15 protein-coding genes are annotated in these 18,486 nt (G+C 48.6%); 8 read left to right on the top strand and 7 right to left on the bottom strand.

The annotated features are described in order from the left end of the window. The first annotated feature begins 239 nt into the window (after positions 1 to 239). Positions 240 to 1,010, top strand: a complete 771-nt coding sequence (locus VT06_RS14970; protein WP_046555138.1) for an EAL domain-containing protein — start codon at positions 240 to 242, stop codon at positions 1,008 to 1,010. Positions 1,011 to 1,052: 42 nt separating this feature from the next. On the opposite strand, the gene VT06_RS14965 is transcribed toward VT06_RS14970, so the two are convergent. Next, entirely contained in the window at positions 1,053 to 3,554 is a 2,502-nt protein-coding gene (locus VT06_RS14965) for a TonB-dependent siderophore receptor (protein ID WP_046555137.1), read from the bottom strand. Positions 3,555 to 3,895: 341 nt separating this feature from the next. Here VT06_RS14965 and VT06_RS14960 point away from each other — a divergent pair, with 341 nt between their 5' ends. After that, positions 3,896 to 4,732 (top strand): ion transporter, encoded by an 837-nt coding sequence (locus VT06_RS14960; protein ID WP_046555136.1) that lies wholly within the window; start codon positions 3,896 to 3,898, stop codon positions 4,730 to 4,732. On the opposite strand, the gene VT06_RS14955 is transcribed toward VT06_RS14960, so the two are convergent. Then, positions 4,719 to 5,450 (bottom strand): VC0807 family protein, encoded by a 732-nt coding sequence (locus tag VT06_RS14955; RefSeq protein WP_046555135.1) that lies wholly within the window; start codon positions 5,448 to 5,450, stop codon positions 4,719 to 4,721. The genes VT06_RS14960 and VT06_RS14955 overlap by 14 nt on opposite strands. Positions 5,451 to 5,611: 161 nt before the next feature. Between VT06_RS14955 and ppc the strand changes: the two genes are divergently transcribed. Further along, positions 5,612 to 8,242 (top strand): phosphoenolpyruvate carboxylase, encoded by a 2,631-nt coding sequence (gene ppc / locus VT06_RS14950; RefSeq protein WP_046555134.1) that lies wholly within the window; start codon positions 5,612 to 5,614, stop codon positions 8,240 to 8,242. A 93-nt stretch (positions 8,243 to 8,335) separates the two neighbouring features. Continuing rightward, positions 8,336 to 9,694 carry a mechanosensitive ion channel family protein gene (locus VT06_RS14945; RefSeq protein ID WP_046555133.1) on the top strand — a complete coding sequence of 453 codons (1,359 nt, stop codon included), beginning with the start codon at positions 8,336 to 8,338 and terminating at the stop codon, positions 9,692 to 9,694. Positions 9,695 to 9,696: 2 nt separating this feature from the next. Here VT06_RS14945 and msrA read toward each other — a convergent pair whose 3' ends face one another. The 3 genes from msrA to VT06_RS14930 all read right to left on the bottom strand — a co-directional run bounded on the left by msrA (position 9,697) and on the right by VT06_RS14930 (position 14,549). Next, positions 9,697 to 11,022 (bottom strand): peptide-methionine (S)-S-oxide reductase MsrA, encoded by a 1,326-nt coding sequence (msrA, locus tag VT06_RS14940; RefSeq protein WP_052750298.1) that lies wholly within the window; start codon positions 11,020 to 11,022, stop codon positions 9,697 to 9,699. An 83-nt stretch (positions 11,023 to 11,105) separates the two neighbouring features. Next, entirely contained in the window at positions 11,106 to 12,185 is a 1,080-nt protein-coding gene (gene ltaE, locus VT06_RS14935) for a low-specificity L-threonine aldolase (protein ID WP_046555132.1), read from the bottom strand. 138 nt (positions 12,186 to 12,323) lie between these two features. Then, positions 12,324 to 14,549, bottom strand: coding sequence for a TonB-dependent receptor (locus VT06_RS14930; protein ID WP_046555131.1), 2,226 nt, complete (start codon positions 14,547 to 14,549; stop codon positions 12,324 to 12,326). 195 nt (positions 14,550 to 14,744) lie between these two features. Here VT06_RS14930 and VT06_RS18490 point away from each other — a divergent pair, with 195 nt between their 5' ends. Both VT06_RS18490 and VT06_RS14925 read left to right on the top strand, forming a co-directional pair. Further along, entirely contained in the window at positions 14,745 to 14,915 is a 171-nt protein-coding gene (locus tag VT06_RS18490; protein WP_200898003.1) for a hypothetical protein, read from the top strand. Further along, positions 14,900 to 15,361: a protein-disulfide reductase DsbD domain-containing protein gene (locus VT06_RS14925; protein ID WP_046555130.1), complete on the top strand. Its 462-nt coding sequence runs from the start codon at positions 14,900 to 14,902 to the stop codon at positions 15,359 to 15,361. Before VT06_RS18490 ends, VT06_RS14925 begins: the two co-directional genes overlap by 16 nt. A 113-nt stretch (positions 15,362 to 15,474) precedes the next feature. Here VT06_RS14925 and VT06_RS18485 read toward each other — a convergent pair whose 3' ends face one another. Together VT06_RS18485 and mtnK are read right to left on the bottom strand one after the other, a co-directional pair. Then, the gene (locus VT06_RS18485; RefSeq protein ID WP_046555129.1) at positions 15,475 to 15,792 is read right to left on the bottom strand and encodes a hypothetical protein; all 318 of its coding nucleotides are present in this window, start codon (positions 15,790 to 15,792) and stop codon (positions 15,475 to 15,477) included. 26 nt (positions 15,793 to 15,818) lie between these two features. Then, entirely contained in the window at positions 15,819 to 17,021 is a 1,203-nt protein-coding gene (mtnK, locus tag VT06_RS14915) for an S-methyl-5-thioribose kinase (RefSeq protein WP_046555128.1), read from the bottom strand. 297 nt (positions 17,022 to 17,318) lie between these two features. On the opposite strand from mtnK, the gene VT06_RS17865 reads away from it, so the two are divergent. Both VT06_RS17865 and VT06_RS14905 read left to right on the top strand, forming a co-directional pair. Then, the gene (locus VT06_RS17865; RefSeq protein WP_082122553.1) at positions 17,319 to 18,056 is read left to right on the top strand and encodes an HlyD family efflux transporter periplasmic adaptor subunit; all 738 of its coding nucleotides are present in this window, start codon (positions 17,319 to 17,321) and stop codon (positions 18,054 to 18,056) included. A gap of 51 nt (positions 18,057 to 18,107) precedes the next feature. Beyond that, positions 18,108 to 18,365 carry a hypothetical protein gene (locus VT06_RS14905; RefSeq protein ID WP_046555127.1) on the top strand — a complete coding sequence of 86 codons (258 nt, stop codon included), beginning with the start codon at positions 18,108 to 18,110 and terminating at the stop codon, positions 18,363 to 18,365. The last annotated feature ends 121 nt before the right edge of the window (positions 18,366 to 18,486 follow it).

The raw sequence follows: 18,486 nt of genomic DNA, 5'->3' as shown, positions 1-18,486 counted from the left end.
GCATGGCGACACGCCCGAAAGAACAGCGTTATACGACAGCAGCAGCAGAAGGTTTATAAAATCGTCGTTAAATTACTGGCTTTGCTAAAAGAAGCTGAGCCAACGGGGTTGCCAAGCTCGTATATTTGATCGCACAACCGTTCCTTATTATTAACGATTTTTTCTGATTTATAGTTGGTAAACTCCGCTATTAATCGCTAAAGTTAAACAAGTTTGCTTATATAGAAAAAAGGTTGTTGATGGATTTTCCCGAAAAAATTAAACAACAAACCTGCAGTGACTGCTTAAGTGGTAAGTCGTTGGGTTTTCAAATTCGGATGGCATTTCAACCCATTATTGACTGGCAAAGCAAAAGTGTTTTTGGTTATGAAGCACTGGTGCGAGGCCCCGAAGGTCAGGGTGCCCGCTGGGTGTTTGAGCGGATTAACGATACTAATAAATATTATTTTGACCAAGCTTGTCGGGTTAAAGCCATCGAAACCGCGGCAAAGTTAGGGTGTAATACCTTCTTGCATATTAACTTCTTACCTAATGCGGTTTACAACCCGGAAACCTGTATTAAAGCCACTATTGAAGCGGCCGATATGTATGGTTTTGATTTGCACAAACTGGTGTTTGAAGTGACAGAAGGCGAGCAAATTCCGGATAAAGACCATTTAAACCGTATTTTTCGCAGCTACGCCAAACGGGGTTTTCAAACCGCTATTGACGATTACGGTTCGGGCTACGCAACGCTAGATTGGTTAATAGAGCTAAAACCCCATATTTTAAAGCTGGATATGCAGCTTATTCGCAATATTCAGGATAACCCGGCGAAACAGTTTATTGTTGAGCAAACGTTAGCGCAATGCGAACTGCAAGGTACTAAAGTGTTGGCAGAAGGGGTTGAAACTAAAGCGGAGTTGGACTGGCTAGCCGGTGTTGGCATTCGTTTCTTTCAGGGCTATTACTTTGCCAGGCCAGAGTTAGAGCGGTTAGCCACAACCGAGCAAGTAAACGGTTTAATATAAAAAAAGGCGCTAATGCGCCTTTTTAGATTTAAAAATTATTGATTAAAAAGCATAAGTTACTCTGCCATACACCAGTCGACCAGAGCGGCCAAAAGGTGAGTAGTTAGAGAAAGGGGTATTGCCGGTACCATTTAAATTAATCGGTGAGGCATCTGGGTATTCATCCAGTAAGTTGTCGGCGCCAAATGCCAGTTTCATGTTGTCGGTTAGCTGATAGCGTGCCTCAACGTCAATTAACGTTTTAGCGGCTAGGGTAAAGTCATTAGCTGCATTGGCATTGGGGGTTAGCACGTCACCATAGCGGGTTGCTCTAAACGTGGCGCCTAAACGGTCTAGGCTCCAATTAACATGAGCACCTAACTTATTTTTGGGATTGCCCTTTTCAAAGGTTAATACGTTTACCCGGCCAAATAACTCTGGTGCAGGGTTTAGCGCTGACAACTCGGCCGTTTCAGGGGTACGGGTTACATCAGTGCTGTTCACATTCGCCACCAGCGTTAAATCAAAGCGGCCCATATCGTCAGTAAATACTGGGTAATTAGCAACAATGTCAACACCCTGAGTTTCAGTGTCAACGCCGTTAATAAAGAAGCGGCCGCCACCTATACCAATTAACCCCAGCGATTCCAGATAAGCGCGGACATTAGCTTGTGTCAGGTTCTCTGACAGTACTATTCTGTCGTCAATATCAATGCGATAGCCATCAATGGTTAATGAGAAATCGCCAATACGAAATACTGCACCCAGCGAAAAGTTTACTGACTCTTCTGCATCTAGCGGCGAGGAGCCCAACGCAATAGCTGCGGGATCATTTACCGGGAAAGTCGTGATATCAAATGGAATACCACCAATAAAGTTAGTTGAGGTACTGGTAAAATATTGCTGTTGTAGCGAGGGTGCTCTAAAGCCGTTCTGCACACTGCCGCGCAAACCAACCCTGTCGCTAACGTCGTAACGTAACGCCAGTTTGCCAGTAAAATTATTGCCAAAGTCGGAGTAATCTTCTGCCCGTAATGCCACAGAGCCTAATAACTTATCAGTGATATTCGCTTCTAAATCAAGGTATACACCAACGGCGTTTCGACTTTCATCTACTGCGTTGCCAGGCCGGAAACCAGGGAACACTTGCGCACCTGATTGCGTGGGATTACCGTTTGCCAGCAATACACCGCCATTACGATAGGAGTCGGGTTCGCCAGCAAAAATAGAGTAGCCTTCGCGGCGAACTTCAACACCACTGGCCAGGTTTACTGGTGAGGCAAAAGCGGCAATATCAAAAGACGTAACAGCAGAAAAGTTAAAAACCCATTGGTCGTAGTCAAAACCGCCGGCATCAAACTCAGTTTTACTGCTGGGACCAATCGAACGGTTTACGGTGTTTTCGATAGTAAAAGCCATTTCGTTCATACCATAAACTACTGAGGCATCCATACTCCAGTCGGCAACATCCCATTCGTAGCCCACTGCAAAGCTGGTGTCTGTTACTTCAGGAGCAATAAGCGGTAAAAAACCATCGGGGTGAACTTCAATAACGTTACGGTCGTCCTGGGCCCGGCGATAAAAACCGCCTGAACGGGCTGAACGGTCTTGAAAACTGGCCCAGCCATATAATTTACCACTGTCCAGCATCATGCCGGCATTGGCAAACAGCGTAAATTGCTGCAATTCTGGCTCGCCATACCAGGCGTTAAAGCGTTCAATAGTTTGCTCGCGCGGATCATAAGCGCCATTAACTCGCGGATATTGTTGCCGATGATCGTAACCACCGCGCTCAGTGCGCTCGGCGTCTTTATATTCGGCCGCTACCGTTAAATAACCATCATTTGGTAAAGCAAAGCCTTTCCAGCCAGAAAAATTAATGGTTTCACCGTCATTAACGCTGCGCTTAATTTCGCTTGGCGCACTCCAGGTTGCGTCCACTGGCGGCGGCGTGGTAGGCACAGTGTAGGCTGAATCGCGGTAGCCGTAAGACACGGTTACACTGCCACCGTCGCTGGCTTCACGCAGTCGCACGTTAATAACCCCGGCAATGGCATCAGATCCATATTGAGCTGAAGCGCCGTCGCGTAATACTTCTACACTGCGTATTGCTGCGGTAGGAATAGTATTTAAATCTACCGCTGAGCTGCCACGGCCAATAGTGCCGTTAACATTTACCAGCGAAGCAGCGTGCCGACGTTTCGAATTAACCAATACTAAAGATTGATCAGGGCCCAGGCCACGCAAAGTAGCCGGGCGAATGGTATCGGTACCATCCGCCAGGCCTGGCCTTGGGAAGTTAAACGATGGCAGCGCTACTGATAACACCTGATTAAGTTCGGTAGAGCCAGATCGCTCCAGTGCGGCAACCCCAATAATATCAATAGGAACTGCGGTATCATCGACCGAGCGACCGGCAACCCGGGTACCGGTTACTACAATTTTTTCAATTTTTTGTTCGTCGGCTTGTTGTATATCGTTGTTTTGAGCCAGCACTGCGAATGCAGGGCTAAGTAAAGCGGTACTGATCGCCAGTACCAGAGGGTGTAATGCTGCACTGCGCATAGTGAACTCCTTGTTATGATCATTAAAAAGTAGGCTGTCCGGTCGGGCTTGTCAAACTTCAGTATTTTGTATTTCAACAATAAAATACTGTGGTTAACCGCGGCAGGATCAATGATTGTTGTTACTCTGCCGTGATCTTTAACATAAAACACCTAAGCATGCTATAGACATCTAGAAGTCTTTTATATTCGACCAAGGTCGCAGAGGGCCGCTACCATCATTTTCGATAACCTTAGCGAGCTAAAGCAAGCTACCTTGCAGCGCCATAATAAGTTTGTGGTTGCCATTGACGGCGCCATAACCTGACATACAATAGCGCCAGTTTACTTCTGAGGTGCAGTATGAGTAGTGTCGAAGCCCGCGTTATGCCGTCAATGCAGCAGCGCGTTACCGCTTTTGTCGAGAACGGCCGGGTGCAGCATATTTTGCTGGCCCTTATTATTATCAATGCCATTACCCTGGGGTTAGAAACCATGCCGGTAGTGATGGCGGTTGCCGGTGGCTTTGTCATACTGTTAGACAGGGCCATTTTAACCGTGTTTGTATTGGAAATTGCTTTACGCCTTTTTGCCCACCGCTTGGCCTTTTTTAAAGATGGCTGGAGTGTGTTCGATTTTATCGTGGTTGGTATTGCCTTGTTGCCAGCCAGCGGGCCATTTTCGGTATTGCGGGCATTAAGAGTATTGCGAATACTGCGGGTACTAACCTTTGTGCCGTCTATGCGTAAAATTGTCGGTGCGTTAATTAAATCACTTAACGGCATGCTGTCCATTGCCATGGTGCTGGCACTAATTTATTACGTGGCGGCGGTAATGGTGACTAAGCTATTCGGTGAGGCGTTTCCGGACTGGTTTGGTAGCCTGGGGGCGTCGTTGTACACGCTGTTTCAAATTATGACGCTGGAAAGCTGGTCAATGGGTATTGCCCGGCCAGTAATCGCTGAATTCCCCTATGCCTGGGCCTTTTTTGTGCCGTTTATTTTAATTGCCACCTTTACCATGTTAAACCTGTTTATTGCGGTAATTGTTAACGCCGTACAAACCATGCACGACGAAGAGCATCAGGAAGAGCATGACGCCGAGCAGGCAACGCAGCTGCAGTTAGTGCAAATAATGCAACAACTGCAGCTGGAAGTCGCGGCACTGCGGGCTGAGCTTAAAAAGCCTACTGCAGAATAAAGTCTTCTAACGGTTGCTTGGTCAGTTTACCTATTTGCATAAACATATAAGTAATAGCGCCCATTAGCATAACCATTACCGGCACCATAATGACCGGATAACTGAGCCAGGTCATCCGGCCCAACTCTTCAGCATAAGCGGTGGTGCCGGGTTGGCTCACCACAATGGCTTTAGCCAGCACATAATTAAGCACTGCTGAAACAAAAAATGCTGCTGCCACAATATAACCGGCCCGGGCCACGCGCTGCTCGAACAGTTCGCGGTTCGCCGCAGCTGCCAACGCCTGGTACAGCTTGTCGGTATCGAGTAAATCGGGGTTTATCAGCAATTTTTTGACCAGTGGAAAAGGCGTGTATTGGCTTACCAGCACCACAATGCCAATAATAGCCGGGATCATCGCTTCTTTAATGGCAATATATGAAGGGTCAAGCTGCAGCAGGCTAATACCGCCGGTTAGCATTACGCTAATAATTCCCAGTATCGAGTAAAAGTTTATTTTACCCAGCTTAACCAGCTCCCACAGGCCAAATAGCAATGGAAAGGCCAGTGCCACCACCACCCCCCATACCGGGCCCAGCGTGTCCTCGCTGCTAAAGCGGCTGAGGATCACTGCCGGGATGACAATATTAAAAATCATGTTGCTGAGGAAACCGGACTTTTTTTGCTTTCCCTGGCGCAAAGGCTGATTCGGTGGTGTTGGTTGCTGAATACTGGTCATAAAGGCTTTTACTGATAAAACAAGACGTGCAGTATAGCAAGTCGGTTGGCCACGGCAATAAAGTGTTGCTGCTTTTGTAACCTATCATGGTTGAGTACCATTACATAACAGGCTAGGGTAGCGTTATTGTTAACCTATTTTCATAAAACAGAGATGCTGAAATGGACCATTACGCTGCACTAAAAACCAATGTTGGCCTGCTGGGCACCCAATTGGGTGAAACAATTCGGCAACAACTGGGCGATGCGGTACTTGAACGGGTAGAGCAAATTCGGGCACTGGCCAAGGCCTCCCGTCAGGGCGAGGAACTGCAGTCCGATAAGCTGCAACAGGTATTGCGCGGGTTAACTGACGACGAGCTGTTACCGGTAGCCCGGGCGTTTGCGCAGTTTTTAAACTTGGCTAATTTAGCCGAGCAACACCACACAATTAGCCGTATTGGTCATGCTACTATTGAAAAACCGGAACCACTGCAAGAATTGTTTAGTTTGCTCGCCGATAAAAAGCTCGATTCGGTTAAGGTAGACCAAGCGGTAGCTAATTTATCGATAGAACTGGTATTAACAGCCCACCCTACTGAAGTGTCACGGCGCACGCTTATTCATAAACTTACCGAAATTGCCGCCTGTTTAACCGAATTAGAACAAGAGTTAACCGCGGTACAGCAACAAAAAGTTGAACTTAGGTTAAGCGAGCTGATTGCTCAGGCCTGGCATACCAATGAAATTCGCGAGCAGCGACCCACGCCGGTAGATGAAGCAAAATCGGGCTTTGCAGTCATTGAAAGCTCATTGTGGCAGGCTATTCCCGACTTTTTGCGTGAGCTCGATACCAAGTTGCAAAGTGCCCATTATAACGGTCTGGCTTTGGACGCCGCGCCGGTTAGGTTTTCTTCCTGGATGGGTGGCGATAGAGATGGTAACCCCTTTGTTACCGCCAAGGTAACCCGGCAAGTGTTGTTACTGAGCCGCTGGAAAGCCGCCGATTTATTTGTCGACGATTTAGATTTTCTCAGCACTGAGTTATCTATGCATCAGGCTAATGACGCACTGCGGCAGGTAGCCGGTGATGTCAGCGAGCCGTACCGTTTGGTGCTGAATAAACTGCAAAACGGTTTGCTGCAAACCCGAGACTGGTTAACTGAAGCCCTTAAGCACGAGCGCTTACAGCGGCAGCCCGACTTAATTTGGCAAAAGCAGCAATTACTTGAGCCATTGCTGTTGTGTTATCAGTCGTTACTGGACCATGGTATGGCGGTAATTGCTAATGGGCGGTTGCTGGATACCCTGCGACGGGCCTATGCCTTTGGCTTAACGTTGTTAAAGCTGGATATACGCCAAGACGCCGGGCGCCATGCTCAGGTATTTAGTGAATTAACCCAGCACCTTGGTTTGGGCGATTTTGCTGCCTGGGACGAAGACGCCCGCCAAGCGTTTTTATTGGCCGAGCTGGCTAATCGCCGGCCACTGTTTCCGAAACACTGGCAGCCATCAGCCGATGTGCAGGAAGTGCTGGATACCTGCGATATTGTTGCCCGCCATGGCAGCGAAGCGCTATGCACCTATGTTATTTCGATGGCCGGTAAGCCGTCTGATGTGCTGGCCGTGCAGTTGCTATTGAAAGAAGCGGGTATCAGCTTCCACATGCCGGTAGCGCCCTTATTTGAAACCCTAAGCGATTTACAAAATGCGCCAGACTGCATGCGTAAACTGCTAAGTATTGACTGGTACCGTGGCTATATTAACGGTAAGCAGGAAGTGATGATTGGCTACTCAGACTCGGCCAAAGATGCCGGCGTGTTTGCTGCGGCTTGGGCGCAGTACAGTGCGCAGGAAGCCTTAGTGGCTATTTGTCAGCAGGCCAAGGTGCAACTGACGTTATTTCATGGCCGTGGCGGTACCATTGGCCGTGGCGGCGGCCCGGCTCATGCCGCTATTTTGTCGCAGCCACCCGGATCGTTAACGGGAGGTCTTAGAGTTACCGAACAAGGCGAAATGATCCGTTTTAAATTCGGTTTACCAAAACTGGCTGAACGTAGCCTGGCATTGTATGCTAGTGCCGTACTGGAAGGCTTACTACTGCCGCCGCCAGTGCCCAAGCAAAGCTGGCGCGAGACTATGCAGCAGTTGGCCGACGACTCTTGCCAGGCCTATCGTGCCGTGGTGCGCCACGATAAAGATTTTGTTGCCTATTTCCGGGCAGCTACTCCAGAGCAAGAGTTGGGGCAACTACCCTTAGGTAGCCGGCCAGCCAAGCGAAATCCCACCGGTGGAGTAGAAAGCTTACGCGCCATACCGTGGATTTTTGCCTGGTCGCAAAACCGTTTAATGTTGCCGGCTTGGCTGGGTGCCGGTTCAGCCCTGGCCAACGCGGCCGAACAGGGTAAAACGGCCTTATTAGATGAAATGCAGCAGCAATGGCCGTTTTTTGCTACCCGAATGTCGATGCTGGAAATGGTGTTTTTAAAGGCCGATACCGACATTGCCGCTTATTATGACAAAATACTGGTGCCGGAGGCGTTAAAACATCTGGGGCAACGCTTGCGTAAGCAGCTTACCGCCGACCGTGACTTGCTGCTAAAGCTTATTCATAGCGACACCTTAATGGCCCGCGAAGGCTGGATCCGTGAGTCAATTATGCTGCGCAATACCTATGTCGACCCGCTGCATATTTTGCAGGCCGAGCTATTGTACCGGGTAAGGCACCAACCAGAGCGGGTAAACCCGATGATTAGCCGGGCGTTAATGGTAACCATCGCCGGTATTGCTGCCGGTATGCGAAATTCGGGTTAAGCCAATGGTCTGTTAGCGCCAGCAAGCTGTCATAGTAAGGTGCAGCGCTGCTATAGTTAGCGCAATGAACAATAACACTAAGCCGGAGGCAAAATGCGGCAATGGTTAGCGCTGGTGCTGGTAGCCTGGCTGCTTTGTAATGGTAGTGCTTGGGCGCAGCTGGCAGATGATGAGCCACTTACTGGCGAAATAAAAGTGCTGAATGCGCCGCAAGATCCGGCTATTGCCGCAAGGTTAGCGGCAATAGCCGCCTCGATATCGGGGCTGGAACAGCTTGATATAAGCGTAAACGCCGGGGTAATAACCTTGCGTGGTACGGTAGCCAATAACCAGTTAAAACACGATATTACGGCTATTGCTAGCCGGCTGGAAGGGGTAGTGCATGTGCAAAACCAGCTGCAGGAGCAGCTGGCGGTGCGTTCGCGCTTAGCGCCGGCGGCAGAAAAATTTCGGGAAATGCTAACAACCACCGTACAAATGTTGCCATTACTGCTGCTGGCATTGTTGGCCGTGGTTGGGTTTTGGTTGTTGGGCAGCTGGCTGTCCGGGCGCAATGCCTTATTACGCCGCTTGGGGTTAAGCGAGTTAGCAACGAACTTGGGAATGCGCTTTGTACGCATAATAATTACCGCTATTGGCATGTTGATCGCGTTGGAGCTACTGGATGCCACCGCATTAGTTAGCGCCATGCTGGGGGTGGCCGGTGTTATTGGTATCGCGCTGGGTTTTGCCTTTCGCAACATTGTTGAAAACTATTTAGCTGGCGTGCTACTTAGCACCCGCAACCCTTTTGCCATTGGCGATTTTATTCAGGTGAATAATATGACCGGCATGGTAATGCGGCTAACCTCGCGCGACACGGTACTAATGACATTAGATGGTAACCATTTGCGCATTCCTAACAGCCAGATTATTACCTCACCGATGACCAACTTTACCCGTAATCCGCTGCGCCGATTTGAATTTACCGTTGGTGTCTCGGTCGATCTTGATTTAATTGTAGTGCGGCAATTGGCTATCGTAACCTTGCAGCAGATGCCGGGTATTTTAACCGAGCCAACACCGCGGGTACTAGTGCTGGAATTGGGTGATAGTACAGTAACCGTGAGGGTGTTGGGCTGGATAGATCAGCGAGAAACTGATTTTTTAAAGGCGCGCAGCGAAGCTATTCGGTTGGTAAAAGCGGCGTTTGACGCCGCCGGCATAGAAATGCCAGAACCAATTTACCGCATTCATTTGGCTGAAATGGCCAACAAACAAAGTAAAAATAACCAAGATGAGCCACAACCTTTTTACCCAGCGGCTGCGCCAGGCGCAGCTGCTGGTGGGTTAGCGGTAGATGTCAGTGCCGACACCAGCATAGAACAACAACTTAACGACGATTTAGAAAAGTCGGATGAAGAGAATTTGCTGCCAGCGGCTAACGACAGCGCCGCTGGCAAAAAAACTTAGTGTTAACTGCTTGCTGGCCGCGCAACAAAGTCGAGCACGGTGGCATTAATGCAATAGCGCGGTTGGCCATTAGGGCCGTCGGGGAAAACATGGCCTAAATGAATACCAGATACCTTGGCACGAATTTCAGTGCGGCGCATACCATAACGGTTGTCGGCTGTTTCGGTTACCGCCCCGTCAACCGCTTTAGTAAATGACAGCCAGCCGGTACCCGAGTCAAAGCGGTCACGGGTATCAAACAACACGGCGCCACTAAGTTTATCGACAAAGGTGCCGTCGGGGGTGTTATTAAAAATTTCATATTCTTTACAAAACCGCTGATCAGTGCCCTCATCAAAGGCCACATCAAAGGCTTCGCTGTCGCCTAGTTTAAATTTACCTAACAGCAAATAAAATTCGGTTGGCGTTAAGTAACCCTGGCGGGCATACACTTCTTTGCCGTCCTGCAGTAAAATAATGGTGGGTGTGGCCCAAGTTGGGCTGGTAATCGTTAAGTTGTTAAGCTGGCTGGCAAAGCGAAAATGTAATGGAATATCGCCCTGATACTGGTTAGCCACTTCGGCTTTAAATTTTTCACAGTACGGGCAATAATTGGCTGAATCAATGACCAGAATGTGCTTACCTTTTAACAAGCTACTATTATCAAGCTGGGCTATTTCTGTTGCATCATCACGGTTAAAACGCACCCCAGTTGAATGATCGGGGCAATAGCCATTCGGGTTTTTCGCAATATAATCCTGATGGTACTGCTCGGCAGGAAAAAATTCTGCCAGCGGTTTTAGCTGAGTGACTATTTGGCCATAACCTGCAGCGGTTAATAACGGCTGATAGCGCTGCAGCACTGCCTGCACCTGTGCGGCTTGCTCAGCACTGTTGCTAAGGACAATAGAGCGGTATTGGGTACCAACATCATTACCCTGCCGGTTAAGCTGCGTAGGATCATGGCTTTCAAAGTAATGCTGCAGCAGGCTTTCTAGGCTAATTTGTTGTGGGTTAAAAGTTACCTGCACCACTTCGGCATGGTTATTGGGGTTTAGCTTATTACTGCGCTGAGTAATGGCCCGGTAGTTTGGCTCGACACCCTTACCATCGGCATAACCCGACACGGCATCCACCACGCCGGGCAGCTTTTCGTAGCGCATTTCAGCACCCCAGAAACACCCCGAGCCCAATACTATGCTGTCAAGCTGGGCGCTTAATGGAAGATTAGGATCCAATTGTTTTAGACTCAGCGGCTTAGCGGCCGGCAGTTCACGCGCGGGGGCTTGCAGCGCTAAAAACACCAACAATGATAATAATACTGCGACGATAACACTTAGGTATTTCATCAGATTTTCCTGCGGTTTCCCGGCTACTTATTTACAACGTAATAAACAGACCGGCAATGTGGCCGCAGGCTTTCATTGTTAGCTTAATTGCCCGGAAACTGGCTAATTAAGGTTAACGTTTGTAGCACCTGCGCCCGGCTAATATCAAGATGACAAACCCAACGCAATCGTAGCCTAGGGCCAAAGTGTGTCTGAAGGTGGCTGGCAGTAACTTTAACGCCATGGCTTGTCAAATAGGGCAGTAAACGCTCAGCTAATGCCGGCGTAATGTCAGTAAATACGATATTGGTTTGCGGTTCGATCACCGTCAGCTGTTGCTGCAAGTTTGGCTGCTGCGCCGCCAGTTCGCTTAAGCCGTCGGCTAAACAACGGCTATTGGCATGATCATCGGCTAGGCGTTCTATATTGTGCTTCAGCGCATACAGGCCGGCAGCGGTAAGTACGCCGGTTTGGCGCATGCCGCCGCCGAGCATTTTACGAAGCCGTTTGGCGCGGCCAATTAAGTCGTGCGAACCGAGCAATAACGAGCCGACCGGGCAACCGAGCCCTTTAGATAAACATAACGACAGCGAGTCGTAACCCTGGCAAAGCTCACGGGCCATTTGCTGTGGGGTCAGCTTATGTTGTGGTGCTAATGCCACTGCTGCATTCATTAGTCGGGCGCCATCAATATGGCACGCCAGGCCCTTATCTTTGGCTAGCGTGGCAACCTCGCGCATATAACTAAGCGGCAGTACCTTTCCGCCCACGGTATTTTCAATCACAATTAGGCGGGTGCGGGCAAAGTGCGGGTCATCCGGCTTTATTGCTGCGATTATATCGGCCAGTGCTAGTGTGCCATCACTTTGCAGTTCCAGCGGCTGCGGCTGAATTGAGCCAAGCACGGCCATGCCGCCCGCTTCCCATTTGTAGGTATGCCATTGCTGGCCAACAATAACCTCATCGCCGCGTTGGCAATGGCTCATCATGGCAATTAAATTGGTTTGAGTGCCACTGGGGGCAAATAGCGCCGCTTCAAAGCCCAGCATATCAGCGGTATAACGCTGTAATTCCAGTGTGGTGGGGTCATCATTAAATACGTCATCGCCAAGAGCGGCGTCGTGCATAGCCTGGCGCATGGCGGCACTGGGTTGAGTTATGGTATCACTGCGAAAATCCGCCATCTGCTGCTCCGCGCTAATAAAAGAGCACCAGCGTAAGACGATGCGCCAAGTTGTGCAATCAGAATGGGCTAAAGCGCTGTTATTCTCGTCAAAATAAAAAAGGGCAGCTTTTGCTGCCCCTGGGTACAGAGTGAGTGATTAATAAAAGCTCATTCTAAAATCAACGCCTAATACCCGTGGCTCGTTAACAAAGCCGGTCAGGTTATTAAAGTCGATGGCACCTTTTAGGTTATCTTCGTCGGTAATGTTGCGGCCAAAAAAGCCCACTTCATAATTATGCGCATAGTTGGTATAGGCTACCCGCATACCGGCTTCAAAGTTGTTGTCTGAGTTAAACTCGGCTGACTCATATAAAAACAGGTTAGTTTTACCTTGCAACTGGTAATCCGCATAAACATAAATTTCACCGCTTTCAAGCGGGAAATCATAACGGCCATTTAAGGTTAAGATGGTTTCTGGCGCTTGCGGAAACGGATTGCCGCGAATAAAGGCCTGGCCATCACTGTTTGTTGGGTCCAGCACGGTACACATGCCTGACCCACAAGGCGCAACCGTAAGGGTATCGTCTTGCAGTTCAGTGTTGTTGTAACTAAAACCACCGCCTACGGTGAAATAGGGTGTGGCGCGCCAGTCAAAGTCTATTTCAAAGCCGTAACCGACGCCCTGATCAGCATTGATTAATTGATTACCCTGCGTGCCGCCACCAATGGCGGACAGTTGAATGTCGTCGATAGTGTAGTAAAACAATGCGCCGTTTAAGCGTAGGGTGTTGTCTAGCAAATCTGATTTGGCACCCACTTCAAACGAGGTAATGGTTTCAGAGTCGGCTACTGACGGCGGCGCTTCAAAGGCCACATCGCGGCCCTGAATAGACTGGGCGCGGAAACCTTCTGATGCCCGGGCAAACAAACTGGTGGTGCCAGTTAAGCGGTAGTTAGCACTTAGCTCCCAGCTAATGTTATCGTCTGACACCCTAATGGGGGCATAAAACTGTTCTTCTGCGACACCTATTACTAAGGCGAAGCCATTAACATTTTGCTGGCCAACATAAAAGGTTTTTTCATCGTCGGTATAGCGCAGGCCGCCGGTAATATCCAGCTTATCGTTTATTTTATAAGAGGTCTGACCAAAAACAGCCCAACTGGTATTGCCATGAAATACTTCAGTAGCACCAAAGAAGCCATCAATACTGTTTACTGAGAAAGTAGAATCGAAGTAAAAAGCTCCAGTTTGCCAGCTTAGCGCGTTATTGCTATCGCTGGCTAAACGTACTTCTTGGGTAACCTGCTTTAAATCACGCAGCTGATCCTCTGTTACGGCCTGAAAGGGAATAAAGCCCGGGCCAGTTGGATTACCACCGTCAATATCTCCAATCCCACCACCATCCGCGTTTTCTATGGCAGAAATAGTGGTTAAGGTCATATCTTGAAATACAAAATCAAGTTTTAACGAACCGCCCCAGGCATCGTAATTTTGCGGGTTATTGCGGCCCTCGTTGTAAGCAACGCTGTCGCGATCATAATTGCTGTTAAGTTTGTTGCTGCCAGGGCTTAACAAGTTAGCCCGGAACAAACTAGACGTACCAGCATAGTTGCGACTATGCAGGTTTAACAGTGCGTCAAAGTTAGCGTTTTCATATAAAAATTGCACCCGGCCGGCCAGCTCTTCATAACCACCCATAACATCTTTTTCATTGTTAAAACTGTTACTTACCCAGTCGTCACGATAGTTTGACATTAACGACACCCGGGCTGATAACGCATCGGTTAAACCGCCGCCAACGGCGCCTTCAACGTTTAACATGCCAAGACTGCCGGCGCTGGTTTTAAAATAACCATCAAAATCTTGTCGGGGTTTTACGCTATCAAACTTAATGATACCGGCCGTAGTATTTCGGCCAAATAAGGTACCTTGCGGGCCACGGATCACTTCTACGGCTTGAACATCAAATAGCGGAAAACTTTTTAAAATGACGTTTTCCATTACCACTTCATCCATAATAATGGATACCGGCTGTGAAGCGGCTAAGTCAAAATCGGTATTACCTAAACCACGAATATAAAAACGCGGTGCAGCGCGGCCATTTGAGGTTTCAGCATACAGACCCGGCACTTTGACGGCTAAAGCGGTAATGTCATCGCCACTGGAAAAAATAGCGTTAAACCGCTCCTGGCTAATCGTTGCCACAGAAATAGGCACTTCCTGGATACTCTGGCTGCGTTTTTGGGCCGTTATGGTGATGGTTTCCAGCTTGTTTTCTTGTGGGTTGTTGTTGTTTTCCTGTGCTTGCGCAGTAAAACTAACAGCACCAAGTAAACTGGCGCAAACGGCCAGATTCAAAGCAGACTTTTTCATGTCTTTCATTACGTTTAACCTTCATATCATCACTGGGGTTGGTAAAAATCAGCCGGAGTGACCACGACTAATCACAAAATTAAGCGACGTGAATATAGCATTTTGTCGTAAATTTTACTGTATTTGCCGTAATAAAACCTTAATTCATGTTAGCGCTTAAACTTTAGTGGCTTAATAACGGAGTCGTTAAAAAGAGGTAAAACAATGTCGCTATTTTTCAGGTTGCTAGTGGTGCGCGCCATGCTGGTAGCCAGTATCGTGCTTACCAGCTTTGCTACCATTGCTAATACCAGTGGCTGGCAGCAGGCCAAGCATATAAAAGCGGAGTTGGTGAGTGAATACCGCACGGTGATTCCGGGTTGGCCACCAGCATAAACTGGCACTTACCAGCGGGTGTAGAAGCCGGCGCTATTCAGTGGCCCACGCCGCAAGCCTTTTTGATCCCACCGCTGGTTAATTATGGCTACGCCGGTCAAACACTGTTATTAACCGAACTTAGTTTGCCGGCAAACTTTACCGCAGACACGCTGATTATTAAAGCCGACGTTGATTGGTTGGTGTGTGAAGAAATTTGTATACCGGCCGATGCTAGCTTTGAATTAACCCTGGCGGTGGCTGGGCAAAGTGAGCTAGCGGATAACCAGCAGCCAGTGGCATTTTTTGTAGCAGGTAACGAGCTGGTTGATCATGCAGCCAGCCAGCAAATTGTGTCGCAAAACGGCAGTGTGTTGCTACAGCAAGCACTCAATACCTATTTTACTGCAGCCCCAGCCGAGGTTGAGATAGTAATAATAGATGCTGCAGACCAAGGTTACAGCTAGCAGCAACGCCGGCCACGCCGTTGTTTGCTAATGCCGCTAATGCAGTATTAGCGGGTAACACGCCAAACCCGGCAGTAATCAAGCCTTATGGTTGTAGTATTAAATACTAACAGCTAATTAAGGGCAGCAGCGGCTATTGCTAGTTCAATGAAGTAAATAGCCGTTTTGCCTGCGTGCGAGGAGTAGTAGCTGATATACAGCGTATTATTGTGCAGTACCATGCCGGCATAGCTGCAATCACCGGCACTTATTAGTGCTGCCTTGTGCCAGCTTTGGCCCAAATCAGCCGAGCGCAACAACCGAAAAGCCCCACCGGGCGAGACATGGGCGCTGCCTTCCCGAAACACACACCACAATGCTTGCTGAAACCAGATAAGATCAGTAAAAGCATTATGCTCAGCCTGTTGCCAGATACAGCGTGCGGTTAACATGGACGCTCCTGTAAAGTAGTGGGTTGCTACTCAGTTTGCTGGTAACGCACTAAGGTAAGTAACTGGCTGATATTACTCAGCTCTGCCCGCTGCATAATCAGTTCTCGTCCCAGCTTTATGGCCAAACGCTGACAGGTGGCACGTGTACTGGCATCATTAATGCTTTCAAAATCAGCGGTATGGGCCATGCCAACGGTACGGCGAATAAGCTCACAACCGGCGTAACCAATACTATCGCTCAATATCTGTTGCAAGAACTTACTCTGATATAAGCCGCTTTCTAGCGCCGGATCCTGGGTTTCCGTGCGCATAAGCTCGGTGAAAACCTCGCTAAATTGCTGCCATAATTGCTCAATCTGTTGCAGCAAGTAAGTTTGTTGCTCGCTGCTATCTTCCAAAGCATGGTGCCCGGGGCAAGCCAGGTAATTAAGCAGTAAATTACCCAGTAAGCTGCCTACATCAAAACCAATGGGGCCAAAAAAGCCAAATTCAGCAGCAATAACTTTGCAGTTGTCATCGTCTATAAAAATGCTGCTGCTGTGTAAATTACCATGTAGCAAGGCTTGCGGTTTGCTCAGAAAATCGGCTTTTAGCGCCGCTACTTCGGCTTTTAACGCTTCGTCATGCCACAAGGTTTTGGCTTTTTCTAAAATAGACGGTTCTATGCTGTTGCGCTCGTGATTACAGTAGGGGTCGGTAAATAATAAATCTTCGGTGATCAAGCACATTTCCGGGTTTAAAAAACGCGCTACTTCTGCTTTTTTAGTCGCTCCGCTTAGCACAAAGTCACTGGTATAAAATAGTGTATTGGCCATATAGTTGGCTATTTGCAGCGCTAAGTGGCCAGGTTTTTTGCCGGCAATAAGCTCACTGCGAACTATACGATAAGCATTTAAGTCTTCCATTAAAATAGCGCAGTCGACCGGGTCAAAATAACGCACGTCTACCGAATGCTTCGGGCAAAAACGCCGGTGCATTTTTAACACTTCGGCCTCAATTCTGGTGCGGTCAGTGGTGAGTGGCCAACTTTCGCCCACGCTCCGGACGTAGGGTAGAGCTTGTTTAACGATTAACGAGGTGCCTTTATCATTTTCTACCCGAAATATCAGGTGCAGGTTGTCGCCACCAAACTCTTCTGCGCTTAGTTTGCTATGCTCGCCAAACAGCTCGCTGTGCTTGTCGGCAAAGGCTATAGCCGCGTCGGTAGTAAAGGCTTTGTATTCGCTCATAGTGTGCAATCACTCATTAGTAGTGTGGTTACGGCAAACGCCAACAACAGAGTGGCATAATCGCAAACCTGCTGGCGCTGTGCAATGTTAAGCTGAAATAAGCGCAAAAGCATGTTAACAAGGCAAATGACCGGCTAATTTTTAAGCGGTTAGCGTTAGTGCTTAGCAATTGCCCGCAGGCATAGCCAGAGCTAAGTAATTGAATTTATTACCCTCATCCCCTGTAAAAATTTTTTATCAAATAATATTAATATAACAAAAAAGAATATAACAATTTATTGTTTAGTTAATTAAAACATATTAGTTTGCGCACCATTACAAGATTTTCAGGCTTTACAGCAGCGTGGCGCTATCTCCACTAACGAGCTGCAGCAGCAACAAGAATTAGTGCTGAATATTCGCCAGCAGCTGGCTGAGCTAAATGCCAACGAGCAAAGCCAGTTGGCACAACTTACGCAACTTAGCGGTTTACTGCAGCGCCTGCCCAGTGAGCGAGAGCAACAGCTGGCGCTAATGGACGGCGATATTTCTCGCCTGGCGCAACAACAAACCGAACTTAATGCCCGTGGCGAAATGCTGATCACCGCGCCCATTAGCGGCCGGGTAACCAATTTAATGGCCGAGGTAGGCAACAATGTGCAGCTGGGTATACCGCTGCTCACCATTATGCCCGACAACGCCATGCTTGAAGCAGTGCTATTGGTGCCTACCCGGGCTTACGGCTTTGTACAGCCAGGGCAGCGCACCCGCTTGCGCTTTGACGCCTTTCCGTATCAGCGCTTTGGCTTATACGAAGGGCAAGTAATAAAAACGGCGCAGGCTATCGTGCTTCCAAATGAAGTCGAAATGCCTGTCGCCGTACAGGAGCCAGTGTACCGGGTAAAGGTAGCACTGGATTCGCAACTCATCCGCGCTTATGGCAACACCGTCCCGCTTCAATCGGGCATGTTGTTAAGCGCAGATATCGTGCTGGAACAACGCAGTCTGTTAGCCTGGTTGTTTGAGCCGATTTTAAGCCTGCAAGGGCGGTTATAACGCTCGGTAAAGAGCAAACCTTAAACTTAAAAACATCTCAGGAGAGATAATATGCAAGAGTTAACATTTGAGCAAGTTGAAGAAGTAAATGGTGGAGTAGGACCTGGCGGCGCTATCTTGGGCGGAATTATTGGTGGTGTGAGTAGCGCTTCCAATGGTGGAAGTTTTGGTTCTATTGCAGCAGCAACAGCGCTCGGTGCCGTATCCGGCTTCTTTGGTGGCTGGGCTTTTAGCACTGGGTCAAGGTTCGCCAATACAATGTTTGGTACTAAAGCGGTGATTACAGGTGTAAGTGCTTCCAAAGTCTAGAAAACCAGAGGGGCTGAACACTGTATGCGTAACAGCAACCACACCTTCGGCATGATTGCTGTTTAGCTCAGAATGGCAGCAGCTTCGCCAGTTTGTCTGGCGTATCGGCGGTAGGCAGCTC

The organism is Arsukibacterium sp. MJ3, from assembly GCF_000987765.1.
GTDB lineage: Bacteria > Pseudomonadota > Gammaproteobacteria > Enterobacterales > Alteromonadaceae > Alishewanella.
The sequence above is the reverse complement of the archived record's forward strand: the minus strand, read 5'-3'. Positions and strand labels throughout refer to the sequence as shown.